This is a genomic window from Streptomyces sp. NPDC048270, from assembly GCF_040652335.1.
In the GTDB taxonomy this organism is placed as follows: Bacteria; Actinomycetota; Actinomycetes; order Streptomycetales; family Streptomycetaceae; genus Streptomyces.
Genome location: NZ_JBEZLV010000004.1, coordinates 1 through 18,746 on the forward strand (window position 1 = coordinate 1; position 18,746 = coordinate 18,746).

Here is an 18,746-nt window from a genome sequence, read left to right on the forward strand (position 1 = left end):
CCGCGACGGCCTCGGCGGCCGGGGTCTCGGGAGCGGCCACGGCACGGGTCGCACGGCGGCGGGCCCGCGGAGCGGGAGCGGCCGGAGCCTCCTCCTCCACCACGGGCGCGGCCTCGGCGGCCGGAGCCTCGGGGGCGGCGACGGCGCGGGTGGCACGGCGGCGGGCCCGCGGAGCGGGAGCGGCAGGCTCCTCCTCGGCGACCACGGCCGGGGCGGCCGGAGCCTCGACCGCGACGGCCTCGGCGGCCGGGGTCTCGGGAGCGGCCACGGCACGGGTCGCACGGCGGCGGGCCCGCGGAGCGGGAGCGGCCGGAGCCTCCTCCACGGGGGCGGCCGGGGCGGCCTCGGTCACCGGGGTCGTCTCCGCGGCGGTGGCACCGGGCGGGCCGGCGGGCCGGGACGCGGCGCGGCGACGCCTGCGCGGGGGCAGGTTGTCGCTCGGGCCGGTGGTGTCGGTGGTGTCGTTTTCGTTGTTGGGCATTGCGGGCGGTTCTCCCGTCACGCTCCCGGGCGCCGCGGCTGACTTCCGGTCCGGCACGGCTCCGCGCGATGAGCGCGGAACCGGCCTCCGGGGCGCGTTCGCCACACGGGAGCTGTAGTCCATGGCCGCCGGTTCCGTACGTGTTGTCCGTACGGCCTGGCGGAAGTCTTCAGGTCTGTGCGCGGCCCGACCCAGGTGGCTCCCGAGTGCCAGGGCTGCGCGACGACGACGATCCCTACGCGGCGGGACCTTCCGGCGCCTTCGCGTCGGCGGCTACGGCGGCCGTGGGTGGGGCGGCCGTGTCAGCCTCGCGGTCGGGCGCGAGCGGGTCGGTCACCGTGCCGGACTCCTCGTCGAAGAGCCCCTGCGCCAGCCTGGTCACCGCTGAGGGGACCGGCGGCGCCAGGTCGGCCACAGCTCGGAGACCGGACAGGACGTCGTCGGGTCGCACGGCAGGTGTCAGATGCCGAACAACCAGGCGCAGTATCGCACAGGCATTGTCCAGGGGCCTATCAGCCGGGGCAGGAACTGCCTCGAGGCTGACTACAGCCCCGCGCGTATCGAAGGTCCGCATGCCGTTCTTGGTCCGTCGCTGCACCTCCACGGTCTCGGCGGCGAGGAAGGCCGCCACCGCGCGGTCGGCCTCGGCGGGCTCCACGCCGTCCAGGCGCAGCTCCCACACGGAGGCCGTGAGGCGGTCCGCGAGGCCCGAGGTGCGGGCCTCAACGGCGTCGATGATGTCGAGCCCGGCCGGCATCGACTCGTCGAGGAGCTCGCGGAGCTTCTCGGGGTCGCGGGGCGCGGCGAGGGCGATCTCCAGGTACTCCGCCTCGCTGCCGGTCCCGGTGGGGGCGGCGTTCGCGTACGAGACGCGGGGGTGCGGGGTGAAACCGGCCGAGTACGCCATGGGCACCTCGGCGCGGCGCAGGGCCCGCTCGAAGGCTCGCTGGAAGTCGCGGTGGCTGGTGAACCGGAGGCGGCCGCGCTTGGTGTAGCGCAGTCGGATGCGCTGCACCACCGGTGCGGGAGGCGGGCCTTCGGGCTGTCGCTTGCCCAGTGGTTCTTCTCCTTGTGCGGGGCTCCGCGTCTCGCACGTCGCCCTGAGCGTCTGGGGGCCTGCGGGCCGCGCCCTGCCTCCGGCTCACCCCTGCCGTTTGTGCAGGGGGCTCGCCGGGATCGGTGCAGCGGGCGCGTTGCCTGCGGCTGTCTTACTACCCAGAGTACGCGCCGGTGACCTCGCCGGTTCCCGGGGAGGAGTACCGAAGAGCGCCTGCCGTACCCCGGCCCGCGCGTCCCGGACGGCGACGCGGGCGGTGTGCCACGCCTCGGCCGTCGCGGTTCGCGAGGTACGCCACACCAGGCGCGCCGCGCTGCGGGAGGTGCGCCACACCTCGCGGAGCAGATGCCCGGCGGGCGTGGCCACCTGCCGGTAGGCCCATGCCGCGGGGCGGGCGACGCAGCCGCGCCAGAGCCATACGAGGCCGCGCCCCAGGGCGCGGCTGACGCGACCGGCGAGCCGCCAGGTGGCGGCGGCGAAGTGGCCGAGGGGGGTGAGGACGTGGCGGTACAGGCCCCGGGCCAACCGGGCGGCGCCGTGTCCGAGGGGGGCCAGCAGGTACCGGTGCGCGCCGGTGGCGGCCGGGACGAGCACGTACCGCCACACGGCCGCCCACGGCCAGACGAACACGGCGGCGAGGGCGCGCGGCACGAGCCAGACCAGGGCGCGCCCGGCCGGGGTGAGGACGTACCGCCAGACCGCGGTGACGGTCCACACCACACCCGCACCCGCCGGCTTGAGCAGATACCGCCACACCGCGGCAACCGTCCACACCACACCCGCACCCGCCGGCTTGAGCAGATACCGCCACACCGCGGCAACCGTCCACACCACACCCGCACCCGCCGGCTTGAGCAGGTACCGGACCAGGGCCAGGAGCACCCGTTCGAGCCCCTGGCCGGCCGGCCGCAGCAGGTGGCGGTAGAGCGCGGCGCAGCCGGGGACGAGCACGTACCGCCACAGGGCCGCCCACGGCCACACGAACAGGGCCTTGGCCAGCCACCCCAGCGCCGCGGCGGCTCCCCGCCCCAGCAGGGCGAGCCCCTGCCCGAGCGGTATCAGGACCCAGCGCCACAGGGCGTCCCCGGCCGGCGCGAGCACGTAGCGCCACAGCCCGGCCCAGGGCCAGTAGAAGACGGCCTGCGCCGCCCACTTCAGGACCAGCCCGGTCCCCCGCGCCAGCCAGGCGAGCGCGCGCCCGAGCGGAGCCAGCAGGGAGCGGTGCAGCCAGGCGCAGGCGCGGGCCACCGCGTCCCCGGCGGGGCGCAGGGCACGGCGGTGCATGGCGCGCGCCCCGAGGGCGAGCAGGTCCCAGACCACCCGCACGGGCAGCACGACCACCACGGCCAGGATCCGCACCGGAATCCTCACCACCGCGTACACACACCCCTGCCCCGCGGGCGGTGGGGGCTCGTGCCTGCCGTGCTTTTCCAGGTCCATGCCCTTGACGACGCACGGCGGGCCCCGGCCGTTGCACGGGGAGGGACCGTCCCCGACGCGAAGCGCCCCCCGCCGTGTCCGGCGGGGGGCGCTTCGGGGGTTCGGTTCAGCCCGCGGTCACTTCACGACCGACAGCGGGAGCAGCTTCTTGCCCGTCGGGCCGATCTGGATGCTGGTGTCCATCTGGGGGCAGACGCCGCAGTCGAAGCACGGGGTCCAGCGGCAGTCCTCGACCTCGGTCTCGTCGAGGGCGTCCTGCCAGTCCTCCCAGAGCCAGTCCTTGTCGAGGCCGGAGTCCAGGTGGTCCCAGGGCAGCACTTCCTCGTAGGTGCGCTCGCGGGTCGTGTACCAGGCCACGTCCACGCCGTAGGCGGGCAGCGCCTTCTCGGCCGCCTCCATCCAGCGGTCGTAGCTGAAGTACTCGCGCCAGCCGTCGAAGCGGCCGCCCGACTCGTACACGGCGCGGATGACGTCGCCGATGCGGCGGTCACCGCGGGAGAGCAGGCCCTCGACGATGCCGGGCTTGCCGTCGTGGTAGCGGAAGCCGATGGAGCGGCCGTACTTCTTGTCGCCGCGGATCTTGTCGCGGAGCTTGCCCAGGCGGGCGTCCGTCTCCTCGGCCGACAGCTGCGGCGCCCACTGGAACGGGGTGTGCGGCTTGGGCACGAACCCGCCGATGGACACCGTGCAGCGGATGTCGTTCTGGCCGGAGACCTCGCGGCCCTTGGCGATGACGTTGACCGCCATGTCGCCGATCTGGAGGACGTCGTCATCGGTCTCGGTCGGCAGGCCGCACATGAAGTACAGCTTCACCTGGCGCCAGCCGTTGCCGTACGCGGTGGCGACGGTCCGGATCAGGTCCTCTTCCGAGACCATCTTGTTGATGACCTTGCGCATGCGCTCGGAGCCGCCCTCGGGGGCGAAGGTCAGACCGGAGCGGCGCCCGTTGCGGGTCAGCTCGTTGGCCAGGTCGACGTTGAAGGCGTCCACGCGGGTCGACGGCAGGGACAGGCCCACCTTGTCGTCCGTGTAGCGGTCCGCGAGGCCCTTGGCGATGTCGGCGATCTCGGTGTGGTCCGCCGAGGAGAGGGAGAGCAGGCCGACCTCTTCGAAGCCGGTCGCCTTGAGGCCCTTCTCCACCATTTCGCCGATACCGGTGATGCTTCGCTCCCGCACGGGGCGCGTGATCATGCCGGCCTGGCAGAAACGGCAGCCGCGGGTGCAGCCGCGGAAGATCTCCACGGACATCCGCTCGTGGACCGTCTCGGCGAGCGGGACCAGGGGCTGCTTGGGGTAAGGCCACTCGTCGAGGTCCATGACCGTGTGCTTGGACACCCGCCACGGCACGCCGGAGCGGTTGGGCACGACACGGCCGATGCGGCCGTCCGGCAGGTACTCGACGTCGTAGAAGCCCGGCACGTAGACGTTGCCGGTCTTCGCGAGGCGCAGCAGGACCTCCTCGCGCCCGCCCGGCCGCCCCTCGGCCTTCCAGGTGCGGATGATCTCGGTCATGTCGAGGACGGCCTGCTCGCCGTCGCCGATGACGGCGCAGTCGATGAACTCCGCGATCGGCTCGGGGTTGAAGGCCGCGTGGCCGCCCGCGAGGACGATCGGGTGGTCGACCGTGCGGTTCCTGGCCTCGAGCGGGATGCCCGCGAGGTCCAGGGCCGTCAGCATGTTCGTGTAGCCGAGCTCCGTGGAGAAGGAGAGGCCGAACACGTCGAAGGCCGAGACGGGGCGGTGGCTGTCCACGGTGAACTGGGGCACCTGGTGCTCGCGCATCAGGGCCTCCAGGTCCGGCCACACGCTGTAGGTGCGCTCCGCGAGCACGCCCTCGCGCTCGTTGAGCACCTCGTACAGGATCATGACGCCCTGGTTGGGCAGCCCGACCTCGTACGCGTCCGGGTACATGAGAGCCCAGCGGACGTCGCAGCTCTCCCACTCCTTGACCGTGGAGTTGAGCTCACCGCCGACGTACTGGATGGGCTTCTGCACATGCGGAAGCAGAGCCTCAAGCTGAGGGAAGACCGATTCGGTCATCACGCGACTTTCGTGAAGCGGGCAGGGGGCAGCTCTCAAGCGTACCTCCAGGCTCGGCCGCCCCCACCCACATGATCATTCCAGGGCCGCCCGCAGCCCCGGCTCGGAGGTCTTCGCCCAGACCGCCGGGAGCTCCCGCTCGCCGCGCTCGGCCAGGGACTCCTCCCGGGCGTAGAGCACGCCCCAGGTGAAGGAGGGCTCGCCCGCGGCCGCCGCCTGGATGCCGAGGCCGCGCAGGGCCTCACGGGCGACCACGCTGTCCTGGTGGTCGCCGAGCAGGCTCTGCACCTTCTTCACCGCCTTGGTCAGGCGTTTCGCCGGTTTGCCGAGCGCGGGAGTGGCCGCCTCCGCCGCGTAGCGGGCGCGCTTGGCCGCCTTGCGGGCCTCGTGCAGGGCCACGTCGCGTTCCCCGCCCGGCTCCATGGCGAGCGCGGCCTCGACCCGGCCGGCGAGGCGCTCGTAGTCGCGCAGCACCGCCTTGGGCAGGACGCGCTCGGCCCGCCCGCCGGCGGCCTTGCACAGCGGCGGCTCGGCCAGCAGGGCGTCGAGGGAGTCCAGCAGGGTGAGGTAGCGGGCGCTGTCGAGCACGGCCAGGGCCCTTCGGCGCGATCCGGACCGGCGGGAGTTGTTCCACGTCCGCAGCCGGCCGCGCACCGGGCCGACCAGCAGGGTGCGCGGGAGCTCCTCCAGGTGGGTCTGGATCCGCTCGAGCAGGACCTCCTGGTCGCGGTCGACGCCGAGTTCGGCGGCGAGGTGGCGCAGCTCCTCGCCGATCGGGTCGGTGACGTCCCGGTCCAGCACCTTGCGGTAGGTCTTGAAGGCGCTGCGCAGGCGCCGGGTGGCGACCCGCATCTGGTGGACGGAGTCCGGCAGGGCGCGCCGGACGGCGGGGTCCAGGGCGACCAGGGCGTCGCGCTGTTCGCGCAGGTACGCGAGCACGTACGCGCCGGCCGTCCCGTCACCGGGATCCGCCGGGGGCAGGGCCCGGGGCTCGGGGCCGGCCGCCGCCCCGGTCCCGGCCTCGGCTCCGGCTCCGGCCGCCGCCGCCTCCGCCTCGGTCTCGGTCTCGGTCTCGGTCTCGGTCAGGGCCCGGGCGAGTTTGGACGGGGCGTCGGACACCCGGAGCCCGGCCTTGCGGAAGGCCTTCTCGACCGCGTCCAGCAGCACGGGGTCGATCCCGTCGGCCAGCTCCACCTCGACCTCGGTCCAGGCGGCGGTGGCCGCGCCCCGCTCCGCCCGGACCGTGTCGGTGCTCAGCTCCGCGAGCAGGGCTCCGTCGGCGTCCAGGAGGTGGCTGACCTTGCGCGAGGAGAGCAGCCTGACCTGCGGCTCCAGCCCGGCGCCGCGCACCCGGGAGCGCAGCAGGGCGGCCAGCTGGACCGGGACGGTGTCGCTGAGCGCGGCACCGATCTCGTCGCGCACCCCCGGGGAGACGGGCAGTTTGAGGTGCCAGCCGGCGTCCGCGCCCCCGGTTCTGCGCCGCAGGGTGAGGCCGTCGGCGGCGAGCCGGTGGTCCGGGGTGTCGTAGTAGACGGCGTCCAGGTCGACCGTGCCCTGGTCGGAGACGGCCGCGATCGCGGCCGTGCCCGTCAGGTCCGGCACGCCGCGCCGGGCCGCCGACGCCTTAGTGAACTCGAATTTCCGCTCGATCTCGCGTTTCGTGTCCGCCATAGACCGAACTTAGTACTGAACGGATCACGACGTCAGGGTGAACGGGGGATCAGGCCGGGGATCAGGCCGACAATGGCCGTTGCACCTTGATCGACTGGAGTAGCCCGATGGCCACCCACACGGCGAACATCGAGGAGCCTCCGTACGACACGAACGGCAGCGGGAGACCGGCCACCGGCATGATCCCTAGGGTCATCCCGATGTTCTCGAAGGACTGGAAGGCGAACCAGGCGATGATCCCGGCGCACACGATCGTCCCGTAGAGCTCGGTGGTCTCGCGGGCGATCATGCAGGCACGCCACAGCACCACGCCCAGCAGCACGAGGATCAGCCCGGCCCCGACGAAGCCCAGCTCCTCCCCCGCCACCGTGAAGACGAAGTCGGTCTGCTGCTCCGGCACGAACTGGCCGGTGGTCTGCGAGCCCTTGAAGAGCCCGGAGCCGGTCAGCCCGCCGGAGCCGATCGCGATGCGCGCCTGGTTGGTGTTGTAGCCGACGCCGGCGGGGTCGAGTTCGGGGTTGGCGAAGGCCGCGAAGCGGTTGATCTGGTACTCGTCGAGGACGCCGAGCTGCCAGATCAGGATGGCCCCGCCGGCGCCGGCGCCGATCAGGCCCAGCACCCACCGGTTGGAGGCTCCGGAGGCCAGCAGCACGCCGAGCACGATGACGACCATGACCATGACGGAGCCGAGGTCGGGCATCAGCATGACGATGCCCATGGGGGCGGCCGCCAGGCACAGGGCCTTGACGACCGTGCGGTGGTCGGGATGGGTGAGGTCGCCCGCGTCCACCCGGGCCGCCAGCAGCACCGCCATGACCAGGATGATCGTGATCTTCACGAACTCGGAGGGCTGGAGGGAGAACCCGCCGCCGATCACGATCCACGCGTGGGCGCCGTTGATGGTGGCGCCGAGCGGGGTGAGCACCGCGATGATCAGGAGCAGCGAGATCCCGTACAGGATCGGCACCGCGCCGCGCAGGGTGCGGTGGCCCAGCCAGATGGTGCCGATCATCAGCACCAGGCCGATGCCGGTGTTCAGGGCGTGCCGGGCCAGGAAGTAGTACGGGTCCCCCTGGTTCAGGGAGGTGCGGTTGCGGGTCGCCGACCACACCAGCAGGGCGCCGATGAAGGACAGCGCCAGCGAGGAGAGGAGTATCGGCCAGTCGAGCCGGCGCACCACCGAGTCGCGGGCGGTGAGCTTGGCCATCGCCCCGCGCTCGGGCGCGTACCGGGAGACGGAGAACTTGTTGGCGGTCTGCATGTCGGTTTCGGTCCTCAGTCGTGCTGCGCGGGGCGCTGGGCGGGCGGGCCGGCGAGCGCGGGCGGCGCCAGCTCCTCCGGGGACGGCGGCACGTACGGCCGGATGTCGGGGGAGTCGATGGAGCCGTCGGGGCGGATCCTGGGCAGTTTCGTCTCGGGTCCGAGCAGCAGGGCCTTGTTCACGTCCTGCTTGCCGGCCATGTCGAGGCCGTAGATGGCGTTGTAGATGTTGCGGACGGCGGGGCCCGAGGCCCCGGAGCCGGTGCCGCCCTGGGAGATGGTCATGACGATGGTGAAGTCGTCGGTGTAGGTGGCGAGCCAGGAGGTCGTCTGCTTGCCGTAGACCTGGGCGGTGCCGGTCTTGGCCCGCATCGGGATCTTGTCCAGCGGCCAGCCGCCGAACCTCCAGGCGGCGGTGCCGCCGGGCTCGACGACCATGCGCAGGCCCCGGTCGAGGTCCTTGACGGTCTGGGCGTCGATCGGCAGCTTCCCGTGGGCCTTCGGCTTGATCATCTGGACGTGCTTGCCGTCGGGGCTGATCACGGCCTTGCCGACCGTGGGGTTGAACAGGGTGCCCCCGTTGCTGATGGCGGAGTAGGCGGTGGCCATCTGGATGGGGGTCACGAGCACGTCGCCCTGGCCGATGGCGAAGTTGATGCTGTCGAACGCCTTCAGCTGGTTGCCTTCGAGGCAGCTCTCGTAGGCGATCTGCTCGACGTAGGTGCCGCCCTTCTTGCCCTGCTTGCACCAGGAGTCCTTGTTGGCCGCCCAGAAGCTCTTCTTCCACCGGCGGTCGGGGATGCGGCCGGTGACCTCGTTGGGCAGGTCGATCCCGGTCTCGGAGCCGAGTCCGAACTCACGGGCGGTCCGGTAGAACCAGTCGTGGGAGTCCTTCTTGGGGCTGAGGCCCCCGTCGCGCTGCCACTCCTTGTGCCCCAGGGCGTAGAAGACCGTGTTGCAGGAGAACTTCAGGGCTTCGCCGAGGGTGATGGGACCGTGGCCCTTGGACTCGAAGTTCGCGAAGCTGCGGCCGCCGAGGCTGTAGGAGCTGCTGCAGTTGTACTTGCTGTCGAAGGGGTAGCCGGCCCGGACGGCCGCGCTCGCCGACACCACCTTGAAGATGGAGCCGGCGGGGGCCTGTCCCTGGATGGCCCGGTTGAGCAGCGGGTAGTTGGAGCCCTTGCTGGTGAGCTTGGCGTAGTCCTTGGCGGAGATGCCGCCGACCCAGGCGTTGGGGTCGTAGTCCGGCTGGGAGGCCATCGCGACGATACGGCCGGTCTTGGTCTCCATGACGACGACGGCGCCCGCGTCGGCCTCGTACTTGCGGCCGGTGATCTTGTCGGTCTCCTGGCGGACGGTCTTCATCGCCTGCTGGAGCTCGTACTCGGCGACGGACTGGACCCGGGCGTCGATGCTGGTGACCAGGGTGGAGCCGGGCACGCCCGGGTCGGACTCGGTCTGGTGCATGACGCGGCCGAGGTTGTCGACCTCGTAGGAGGTGACCATCGCCTTGCCGCGCAGCTGCTTGTCGTAGGTGCGCTCGATGCCCGAGCGGCCGACCTGGTCGGACCGCAGGTGCGGCGACTCGGTGTCCTTGGCCTTCTGGATCTCCTCGTCCGTGACCGGCGAGAGGTAGCCGAGCACCTGGGAGGTGCGCGCCCCGCCGGGGGCCGGGTAGCGCCGGACGGCGGTGGGCTCCGCGGTGATGCCGGGGAAGTCCTCGGGGCGTTCGCGCAGCTGCAGCGCCTGCTGCGTACTGGCTTCGAGGGTGATCGGGATGGGCTGGTACGGGGAGCCGTTCCAGCAGGGCTTCGGGGTCTGGGAGTCGCAGAGGCGGACCTTGTCCATGACCTCCCGGGGGCTCATGCCCAGGACGTCGGCCAGGCGGGTCATGACGCCCTTGCCCTTGTCCTTCATCTTCATCAGCGCGGTGCGGCTCGCGGACACCACCAGGCGGGTCTCGTTGTCGGCGAGCGGGACGCCGCGGGCGTCGAGGACCGGCCCGCGCACGGCGGGCCGCACGACCCGCTGCACGTGGTTGCTCTTCGCCTCGTGGTAGTACTCCTCGCCGTTGCGGACCTGGAGGTACCACAGGCGCCCGCCGAGGGTGACCAGCATCGAGAGGACGAGCACCTGCATGATGACGAGCCGGATCTGCACACGGGAGGTGCGGCCGGTCTCCGGAACATTGGTCACGTCGGCTCCTCCCTCACAGCTTTTTGACGCTCTTCACGCTCTTGACGGCCTTGACGCCCTTTATGCGGACGGCCTTGTTGGCGCGGCCGCGCGCGGTCTTGAGCCGCAGGCCGCCGCGCTGGCTGCCGATGCGCAGGCCGGTGCCGCCGGCCAGCCAGCCGGAGGACACGTCCTTGCCCTGCGGCGGACCGCCGCCGGCCTCGACGGCCATCGGGTCGTTCTCGGCGCGCCGGGCCAGCGCCATGATGAACGGCACGGTGAACGGCGCGAGCAGCAGGTCGTAGAGGGTGGCGGTGAACAGCAGCCCGGTCAGGCCCACGTGGCGGGCGGCGGTGTCGCCGACGAGGGCGCCCACGCCCGCGTAGAGCAGGGTGGAGCCGATCGCCGCGGCGACGACGGTGAGCATGGGGCCCCAGGCGGAGCGGAACCGCCCGTTGTCGGGGCGCACCAGCCCGGCCAGGTAGCCGATGACGCACAGGACGAGCGCGTACCGTCCGGCGGCGTGGTCGGCGGGGGGTGCCAGGTCGGCGAGCAGACCGGCGGAGAAGCCGATGAGGGCGCCGCTGACGTGCCCGTACACGAGTGCGAGGGCGACGACGGTGAGCAGCAGCAGGTCGGGGACGGCGCCGGGCAGTTGGAGCCGGCCCAGGACGGTGACCTGCACGACCAGGGCGACCACGACGAGCGTGGCCGAGAGCAGGATCCGGTTGAAGCGCATGGTCGGTCTGCTCCTACTCGTCGGCCGGCTTGCTGGGCGCGCCGGCGGTTCCGGACGGGGTGACCGTGACGGTGACCGTCGGGGTGGGCTTGGGGGCCTCGGGCTTGGGCGGCAGGACGGCGTCGCGCGGGTCCTCGCGCGGCGGCATCACCACGACGCCGACGATGTCCAGGCGCGAGAAGCCGACGAACGGCCGCACCCAGACGGTGCGGGTCAGGTCGCCGCGGGCGGCGTCGACCTTGACGACCTCGCCGATCGGCACGCCGGGCACGAAGGGCTTGTTGCCGTGCGAGCCGAAGGTGACCAGGCGGTCTCCGGGGCCGATCTTGGCCTTGCCGTTGAGCATCTGGACGGACAGGGCGCGGTCGCCCTGGCCGGTGGCGAAGCCGAGTTCGCCCGTCTTCTCCAGGCGGGTGCCGACGGTGAAGTCGGGGTCGTTGGCGAGGACGACGGTCGCGGTGTCGGGGCCGACGGTGGTCACCCGGCCGACGAGCCCGTCCCCGTTGAGGACGGTCATGTCGCGCTCGATGCCGTCCTTGCTGCCGGCGTCGATGGTGACCGTCCAGGAGAAGCCCTGGGCCGCTCCTATGGCGATGACCTCGGCGCCCTTGATGCCGTACTGCCCTGCGCCGGCCCGCTTGAGCATCTCGTCCAGCTCGTGGATGCGGCTGCGGGTCTGCTCGTCGCTGCCGAGCTTGGCCTTCAGGGCCGCGTTCTCGCGCTCCAGCACGGCGATCCGGTTGTGGCGCTCCCCGGAGTCCCGTACGGCCCCTATGGCGTTGGCGACCGGGTCGACGGCGGTGGCCACGCCCTTCTCGACCGGGCCGAAGACCGCTGCGGCGGCCTGCCGGGCACCGTCGACCGGCGACGCCTCGCCTGCCCTGATGTCCACCGTGATCAGTGCGAACGCGATGGCGATCAGAAGCACCAGGAGCAGCCGGCTTTCTCGTGTGTCCCTCACGTGCGGCGGCCGTGCCTTCCTCGTCGGAATGTTGTTTTGCCTGTATATCAACGATCCGCCGCACGGGCCCGGTAGCACCCGTACGGCGGATCCTTGTGTTCCGCATGGTCCCTCCGGCACGGAGGGGTGTGTGTCAGCGACGGGGCTGCGCGTCCAGGACCTGCTGGAGGGCCTCGAACTCCTCGACGCACTTGCCGGAGCCGAGCGCGACCGAGTCGAGCGGGTCCTCCGCGATGTGGATGGGCATTCCGGTCTCGCGCCGCAGCCGCTCGTCCAGGCCGCGCAGCAGCGCGCCGCCGCCGGTCAGGACGATGCCGCGGTCCATGATGTCGCCGGAGAGCTCCGGCGGGCACTTGTCGAGGGTGGTCTTGACGGCGTCGACGATGGCGTTGACGGGCTCCTCGATCGCCTTGCGGACCTCGGCGGCCGAGATGACGACCGTCTTGGGCAGCCCGGAGACCAGGTCGCGGCCGCGGATCTCGGTGTGCTCGTCCTTGTCGAGGTCGTACGCCGACCCGATGGTGATCTTGATCTGCTCGGCGGTGCGCTCGCCGAGGAGGAGCGAGTACTCCTTCTTGATGTGCTGGATGATCGCGTTGTCGAGCTCGTCGCCGGCCACCCGGATGGACTGTGCCGTGACGATTCCGCCGAGGGAGATGACGGCGACCTCGGTGGTGCCGCCGCCGATGTCCACGACCATGTTGCCGGTGGCCTCGTGGACGGGCAGGCCCGAGCCGATGGCGGCGGCCATGGGCTCTTCGATGATGTGCACCTGGCGGGCGCCGGCCTGCGTGGACGCCTCGATGACGGCGCGCCGCTCGACTCCGGTGATGCCGGAGGGCACGCACACCACGACGCGCGGGCGGGCCAGGTAGCGGCGCTTGTGGATCTTGAGGATGAAGTACCGGAGCATACGCTCGGTGATCTCGAAGTCGGCGATGACGCCGTCCTTGAGGGGCCTTACGGCGACGATGTTGCCGGGCGTGCGCCCGATCATCTTCTTCGCCTCGGAGCCGACCGCCAAAATGCCGCCGGTGTTCGTGTTGATGGCGACCACGGACGGCTCGTTCAGGACGATCCCCCGGCCCCTCACGTACACCAGCGTGTTGGCGGTCCCGAGGTCGATCGCCATGTCACGGCCGATGAACGACATGTTGTTCCCCTTGTTCCCCATGAGGAGCGTCTGGCCTTCCAGTTGATAGCGGCTGCTGTCAGGTCGGCGAGGTGGGTGTGTGGGTGGAGGCCCCATCGTAGTGCCGCGAGTACGGACACCGCGCGACGGGACTCCGGCAATCCCGCCGGAATGGATACCCGCCCCCTTAGTGGTGACGACGTGTTCTGCCCAGGCGTTCCCGCTCCTGCGGGGAAATACCGAAGGGCGACCGAAATTACTTCGGTCGCCCCAGGTCATGAGCGCTATTTGGCTGATGTCACGTCAGGGTCAGAGCGCCGGGAAGAAGAGCTTCAGCTCGCGCTCCGCGGATTCCTCGGAGTCCGAGGCGTGGATCAGGTTCTCCCGGACGATCGTGCCGAAATCCCCCCGGATGGAGCCCGGCGCCGCCGCGATCGGGTCGGTGGGTCCGGCCAGCTGGCGGACACCCTCGATCGCGCGTTCCCCTTCGACGACCAGGGCCACGACCGGGCCGCTGGCCATGAAGCCCATCAGCGGCTCGTAGAACGGCTTGCCCTTGTGCTCGCCGTAGTGCGCCTCGAGCGTCTCCTGGTCCAGCGTGCGCAGCTCCAGCGCGGGGATGGTCCAGCCGGCCTTCCGCTCGATACGGCCGATGATCTCGCCCACCAGACCGCGACGGACGGCGTCGGGCTTCAGCAGGACGAGGGTGCGCTGGGTCATGTTGCGGCTCCTTGCGGCATACGGGTGCGGTGGGACGAATCTACAGGGCCGTTCGGACGAGCTGTCACGCAGCGTCAGGCGCTCCGGGGGCCGCCGGCGCCTCCGCCGTGGCCGCCCAGCGGGCCTTGATCGTGTCGATCTTGCGGCCGTAGTGCACCGAGCACCACCACAGCCCCGCGAACACCGCGCCGAGGAAGAACATCGTCGGGACGACGAACCCGCTCACGATCAGGCCGATCTGCAGGGCCCAGCCCAGCTGGACCGCCCCGGGGCGCGACAGCATCCCGCACAGCAGCACCGAGAGCAGCATCGTGACCCCGCACACCGTCCACACCGCGGTCTGGGTCAGGCCGGGATCCTTCATGGCCACCAGGCCCGCGAACCCGATCACGAAGAACTCGCCGATCAGCGTGCTCGCACACAGCGTGCGCATCCTCAGCCCCTCTTCAGCAGCAGGCGGGCCTCGCCCACCGTGATCACGGAACCGGTCACCAGGACCCCGGCCCCTCCGTACTCGGCCTCTTCCTCCGCCAGGGTGATCGCCGCCTCCAGGGCGTCGTCCAGCCGCGGCTCCACCTGCACCCGGTCCTGGCCGAACACCTCGACCGCGACGGCCGCCAGCTCGTCCGCGCCCAGCGAGCGGTGGCTGGAGTTCTCCGTCACCACCACCTCCGCGAAGATCGGCTCGAAGGCCTCGAGCACCCCGCGGACGTCCTTGCCCTCGCTCGCGGCCACCACGCCGATCAGCCGGCTGAACCCGAAGGACTCGGTGACCGCGTCCGCGGTGACCGCCGCCCCCGCCGGGTTGTGCGCCGCGTCCAGCACCACCGTCGGGCTGCGCCGCACGACCTCCATGCGGCCCGGCGAGGTCACCGACGCGAAGGCCTTGCGCACGGTGTCCGCGTCCAGCACCCGCGCGTGCTCCGGGCCGCCGGTCCCGACCCCGAAGAAGGCCTCGACCGCGGCCAGCGCCACCGCCGCGTTGTGCGCCATGTGCGCCCCGTACAGCGGCAGGAAGATGCCGTCGTACTCACCGCCGACCCCGCGCAGCGTCAGCTGCTGCCCGCCGACCGCGACCTCGCGCGCGACCACGCCGAACTCCATGCCCTCACGGGCCACCGTCGCGTCGACCTCGACGGCCTTCTTCAGCAGCACCTGCGCCGCGTCCACCGGCTGCTGCGCCAGGATCACGGTGGCGCCCTGCTTGATGACGCCGCCCTTCTCCTGGGCGATCTCGCCGGGCGTGCCGCCGAGCCGGTCGGTGTGGTCCAGGCTGATCGGGGTGACCACGGCGACCGAGCCGTCGATGACGTTGGTCGCGTCCCAGGTGCCGCCCATGCCGACCTCGACCACGGCCGCGTCCACCGGGGCGTCCGCGAAGGCCGCGTACGCCATCCCGGTGAGCACCTCGAAGAACGACAGCCGGTACTCCTCGGACGCGTCGACCATCTCCACGTACGGCTTGATGTCGTGGTACGTCTCGACGAACCGCTCCGCGGTGATGGGCGCCCCGTCGAGGCTGATCCGCTCGGTGACCGACTGCACGTGCGGGCTGGTGTAGCGGCCGGTGCGCAGCTCGAAGGCGTTCAGCAGGGCCTCGATCATGCGGGCCGTGCTGGTCTTGCCGTTCGTACCGGTGACGTGGATGGAGGGGTACGCGCGCTGCGGCTCGCCCAGGACGTCCATCAGCGCGGCGATCCGCGTCACCGACGGCTCCAGCTTGGTCTCGCCCCAGCGCGTGGACAGCTCCTGCTCCACCTCCAGCAGCGCCTTGGCGATCTCCGGGTCGGCGGGCCGGGCGGGCACCGGGTCGCCCTGGGGCGGTCCGGCCTGGGCGCGCAGGGTGCGGCTGCCGGCCTCGATCACCGCCAGGTCGGGGTCGCGGTCGGACTCTTCGGCCACGATCTGGTCGAACTCGTCGGGCTCGGCGGACCCCTCGAATTCGATCTCGGGGTCGCGGTCGTGGCTCTCGGGCTGCTGCTCACTCACGGAGCCAGTCTACGGACGAGGACCGGCAGGACCTTCGGCCCGGGCGTTTCGGGACTTTCGCCCGGCGGAGCGACCAGATCGTTATGCAAGCCTTGCGGGCAGGAGATTGGGGAACAAATGCCGCAGGCCAGCAGCAACAAGACAGCATCCAGCCGCGACATAGGGATAGACCTGGGGACCGCGAACACCCTGGTCTACGCACGGGGCCACGGAATCGTGCTCAATGAGCCGTCCGTGGTCGCCGTGAAGGCGGGCACCACCACCGCGCTGGCCGTCGGGGCGGAGGCCAAGGAGACCATCGGCCGCACCCCCGGCTCCATCACCGCCATCCGCCCCCTCAGGGACGGCGTGATCTGCGACTACGAGGCCGCCGAGGAGATGATCCGGCACTTCGTGCGCAAGGCGGTCCCCGGCCGGCGGACCCGCACCCGCATGGTGATCTGCGTACCGTCCGGGGTCACCCCCGTCGAGCGCCGGGCCATCGTCCACGCCTCCACCCGGGCCGGGGCCAAGGCCGTCCACCTCATCGAGGAGCCGATGGCCGCGGCCATCGGCGCCGGGCTCCCGGTGGCCGAACCGCGCGGCTCCATGGTCGTGGACATCGGCGGCGGCACCTGCGAGGTCGCCGTCATCTCGCTCGGCGGCATCGTCACCTCCCAGTCCCTGCGCGTCGGCGGGGACCGGCTGGACGCGGCGATCATCGACCACGTCCGCAAGGAGCACGCGCTGCTCATCGGCGAGCGCACCGCCGAGGACGTCAAGGTCGGCATCGGGTCGGCCTGGCCCGTCCCGGACCGGCCGGAGCTGGAGACCCGCACCTTCACCGTGCGCGGCCGCGAGAAGGTCGGCGGCATGCCCAGGACCCTGGAGCTGACCGCCCCGGACGTACGGGCCGCCCTGGACGAACCGGTCGAGGCGATCATCGCCGCCGTCCGCACCACCCTGGAGGAGTGCCCGCCCGAGCTCTCCGGCGACGTGATGGAACACGGCATCGTGCTGACCGGCGGCGGCGCCCTGCTCCCCGGCCTGGACCTGCGGATGGCCTCCGCGACCGGCATCCCGGTCTTCGTCGCCGACAACCCGCTGGACTGCGTGGCGCTGGGGTCGGGCCGCTGCGTCGAGGACCTGGACACCCTGGGCAGCCTGCCGGCCCCGGCCAAGGGCTGACGCCGGGACGAAAGGGACGGCCTAGCCCCGCGGCAGGCTGGCGACGACCTCGTACGAGCCCTCCGTGCGCCGGGCCGTCAGCTCACCGCCCAGGCTGCGCACCCGCTCGCCCATGCTCGCCGTGCCCGAACCCGCCGAGACGGGCGCCCGGCCCGGGGTCCCCTCCGCCAGCGCGTTGCTGACGGCGATGCGCAGGCGCGACCCCTCCACCCCGATCGACACGTCGATGGTCTCGCCGTGGGCGTGCTTGGCCGCGTTGGTCAGGCACTCCTGCACCACCCGGTAGACGGCCGCCTGCCGCAGCGGCGACAGCGCGTGCACCGCCGGGTCCATGGCGAGCCGGACGGGCGAACCGGCCCGCCCGCTCTCCTCCGCCAGCGCGGCCAGCCCCTCCACCCCCGGGGTCGAGGTCCGCCCGCCGCGCTGCACGATGATCTCGTTGAGCACCAGGTGGGCCCGGCGCGCGGTGTCGGCCAGCTCCTCGAAGTCCTTGGCGTACGCCGTCTCGCGGGCCCGCGAGGACAGCACCTCGGAGCGCACCGTCAGCAGGGTCAGCTCCCGCCCGACGAAGTCGTGGACGTCCCGGGCGACCGAGGTGCGCTCCTGCTGCACGGCGTGGAGCACGGCGGACTCGGCCCGCCCCGCCGTCAGCTCCGACACCAGGTCGTGCCGGTACGCGGCGATGCCGACGGCCGAGGCGAGCACCCCGATGGGCACGACCACGCCGAGGAACCCGCTGAAGGTCTCGGCCCGGGACGCGGGCCACTCCGGCACCCCGTAGAACAGGGCCAGCGCGAAGGCCACGTACCCGAGGGTGGCCAGGATGCCGGCCCGGCGGCCCCGGTAGCGGCCGACCGAGTAGAGCGCGAACTGGATCAGCGTCAGCTCGTGCAGCCAGCCGACGAAGAGCAGCGCGGCCAGGTAGGAGATCCAGGGCAGCCTGCGGCGCACCAGCAGGCTCGAACAGCCGACGGCGAGCACGGCGGCGGCGAGCGGCCCGTTGAGCGAGTTGTCGGCGGCCGCGAGGCCGGGGATGTCCAGCGCCATCAGAGCCAGGCAGCTGAGCGCCGTCAGCACGTCCAGCGCCCGCGGGGAGCCGGCCCAGCTCTCGGTGAGCCGGCGGCCCGAGGCCACGACCCGGTGGAGCGCCGAGGCGGCGGGCTTGACGTGCATGCCCTCCATCATCCGTGGTCGTCCCCCGGAACGGGATCCGCACGGACGGGATAACGAGTGATATAGGGCACTTCGGACAGGCCGGAGGTCCCGTTCTCCGGCGACCTTCCGCCCTGCCGCGGGCCCGCCAGCCCCTCGTACCGTCGGAGGAATGACCACCACTCGGGGCACGGCACTGCTCGTGCTGATCGGCGGGCTGCTCGGCACCCTGGCCTCCGGCGTCCTCACGTACGACCGCATCCGCACCCTCGAGGACCCCCGCTTCACCCCGGGATGCAATGTCAGCGCCGTCCTCAGCTGCGGAGACGTGATGACCACCTGGCAGGGCAACCTGCTCGGGTTCCCCAACATGCTGCTCGGCCTGGCCGGCTTCGCCGCGCTCTCCGGCCTGGGCGTGGCACTGGTGGCCGGGGCGGTGTTCCCCCGCCGGCTGTGGCGGGGGCTGTGGGCCGGGGTCGCCGCGGGGTTCGCCTTCACGGTCTGGCTGATCGGCCAGTGCCTCTACGTGATCGGCGCGCTGTGCCCGTGGTGCATGGTCGTGTGGGCGGTGATGATCCCGCTGTTCTGGTACGTCACCCGGCACCTGGCGGGCCCCGGCTCCCGGCTGCGGGCGCTCCCCCACTGGCTGGTGCCGCTGACCGCCTACGCGGTGGTGGCCGTGCTGATCCTGACCGAGTTCGGCGCCCGCCTGCTGTGATGCCGGCCCCCTCGCGGGGAAGCCATACGGAGGAAGGCCCCCAC

Annotated in this window: 15 protein-coding genes and 1 pseudogene; 2 read left to right on the top strand and 14 right to left on the bottom strand. The window is 72.0% G+C overall.

Annotated features, from left to right (window positions below):
* The 13 genes and pseudogenes from AB0D66_RS05020 to AB0D66_RS05080 all read right to left on the bottom strand — a co-directional run.
* Positions 1–481 (bottom strand): annotated as a pseudogene (locus AB0D66_RS05020) (ribonuclease E/G); the annotation flags it as partial.
* A 235-nt stretch (positions 482–716) separates the two neighbouring features.
* Positions 717–1,496, bottom strand: coding sequence for a TIGR03936 family radical SAM-associated protein (locus AB0D66_RS05025; RefSeq protein ID WP_362296795.1), 780 nt, complete (start codon positions 1,494–1,496; stop codon positions 717–719).
* A gap of 126 nt (positions 1,497–1,622) precedes the next feature.
* On the bottom strand, positions 1,623–2,978 hold the full coding sequence (locus tag AB0D66_RS05030) for a hypothetical protein (protein ID WP_362296797.1): 1,356 nt from the start codon (positions 2,976–2,978) through the stop codon (positions 1,623–1,625).
* A gap of 117 nt (positions 2,979–3,095) precedes the next feature.
* Complete coding sequence (locus AB0D66_RS05035; RefSeq protein ID WP_362296800.1) at positions 3,096–5,021, bottom strand: TIGR03960 family B12-binding radical SAM protein; 1,926 nt, start codon at positions 5,019–5,021, stop codon at positions 3,096–3,098.
* A gap of 72 nt (positions 5,022–5,093) precedes the next feature.
* A complete protein-coding gene (locus AB0D66_RS05040; RefSeq protein WP_362296802.1) occupies positions 5,094–6,689 on the bottom strand; it encodes a CYTH and CHAD domain-containing protein in 1,596 nt (531 codons plus the stop codon).
* Positions 6,690–6,750: 61 nt separating this feature from the next.
* Positions 6,751–7,950: a rod shape-determining protein RodA gene (rodA, locus tag AB0D66_RS05045; protein ID WP_362296805.1), complete on the bottom strand. Its 1,200-nt coding sequence runs from the start codon at positions 7,948–7,950 to the stop codon at positions 6,751–6,753.
* A 14-nt stretch (positions 7,951–7,964) separates the two neighbouring features.
* Positions 7,965–10,145, bottom strand: a complete 2,181-nt coding sequence (gene mrdA, locus AB0D66_RS05050) for a penicillin-binding protein 2 (protein WP_362296807.1) — start codon at positions 10,143–10,145, stop codon at positions 7,965–7,967.
* Positions 10,146–10,158: 13 nt separating this feature from the next.
* Positions 10,159–10,863, bottom strand: coding sequence for a rod shape-determining protein MreD (gene mreD / locus AB0D66_RS05055; RefSeq protein WP_362296809.1), 705 nt, complete (start codon positions 10,861–10,863; stop codon positions 10,159–10,161).
* A 13-nt stretch (positions 10,864–10,876) separates the two neighbouring features.
* A complete protein-coding gene (gene mreC / locus AB0D66_RS05060) occupies positions 10,877–11,824 on the bottom strand; it encodes a rod shape-determining protein MreC (RefSeq protein WP_362296812.1) in 948 nt (315 codons plus the stop codon).
* A gap of 133 nt (positions 11,825–11,957) precedes the next feature.
* On the bottom strand, positions 11,958–12,977 hold the full coding sequence (locus tag AB0D66_RS05065) for a rod shape-determining protein (protein ID WP_008738981.1): 1,020 nt from the start codon (positions 12,975–12,977) through the stop codon (positions 11,958–11,960).
* 288 nt (positions 12,978–13,265) lie between these two features.
* Positions 13,266–13,676 carry a nucleoside-diphosphate kinase gene (gene ndk, locus AB0D66_RS05070; protein WP_361751243.1) on the bottom strand — a complete coding sequence of 137 codons (411 nt, stop codon included), beginning with the start codon at positions 13,674–13,676 and terminating at the stop codon, positions 13,266–13,268.
* A gap of 64 nt (positions 13,677–13,740) precedes the next feature.
* A complete protein-coding gene (locus AB0D66_RS05075; protein ID WP_362296815.1) occupies positions 13,741–14,109 on the bottom strand; it encodes a DUF4233 domain-containing protein in 369 nt (122 codons plus the stop codon).
* 2 nt (positions 14,110–14,111) lie between these two features.
* Positions 14,112–15,665, bottom strand: coding sequence for a folylpolyglutamate synthase/dihydrofolate synthase family protein (locus AB0D66_RS05080; RefSeq protein WP_362296818.1), 1,554 nt, complete (start codon positions 15,663–15,665; stop codon positions 14,112–14,114).
* 117 nt (positions 15,666–15,782) lie between these two features.
* Here AB0D66_RS05080 and AB0D66_RS05085 point away from each other — a divergent pair, with 117 nt between their 5' ends.
* A complete protein-coding gene (locus AB0D66_RS05085) occupies positions 15,783–16,832 on the top strand; it encodes a rod shape-determining protein (RefSeq protein WP_362296820.1) in 1,050 nt (349 codons plus the stop codon).
* A 21-nt stretch (positions 16,833–16,853) separates the two neighbouring features.
* Here the strand turns inward: AB0D66_RS05085 and AB0D66_RS05090 are convergent, their stop codons facing one another.
* Complete coding sequence (locus tag AB0D66_RS05090) at positions 16,854–18,005, bottom strand: histidine kinase (protein ID WP_362296823.1); 1,152 nt, start codon at positions 18,003–18,005, stop codon at positions 16,854–16,856.
* Positions 18,006–18,156: 151 nt separating this feature from the next.
* Between AB0D66_RS05090 and AB0D66_RS05095 the strand changes: the two genes are divergently transcribed.
* Positions 18,157–18,702 (top strand): vitamin K epoxide reductase family protein, encoded by a 546-nt coding sequence (locus AB0D66_RS05095; protein ID WP_362296826.1) that lies wholly within the window; start codon positions 18,157–18,159, stop codon positions 18,700–18,702.
* Positions 18,703–18,746: the final 44 nt, after the last annotated feature.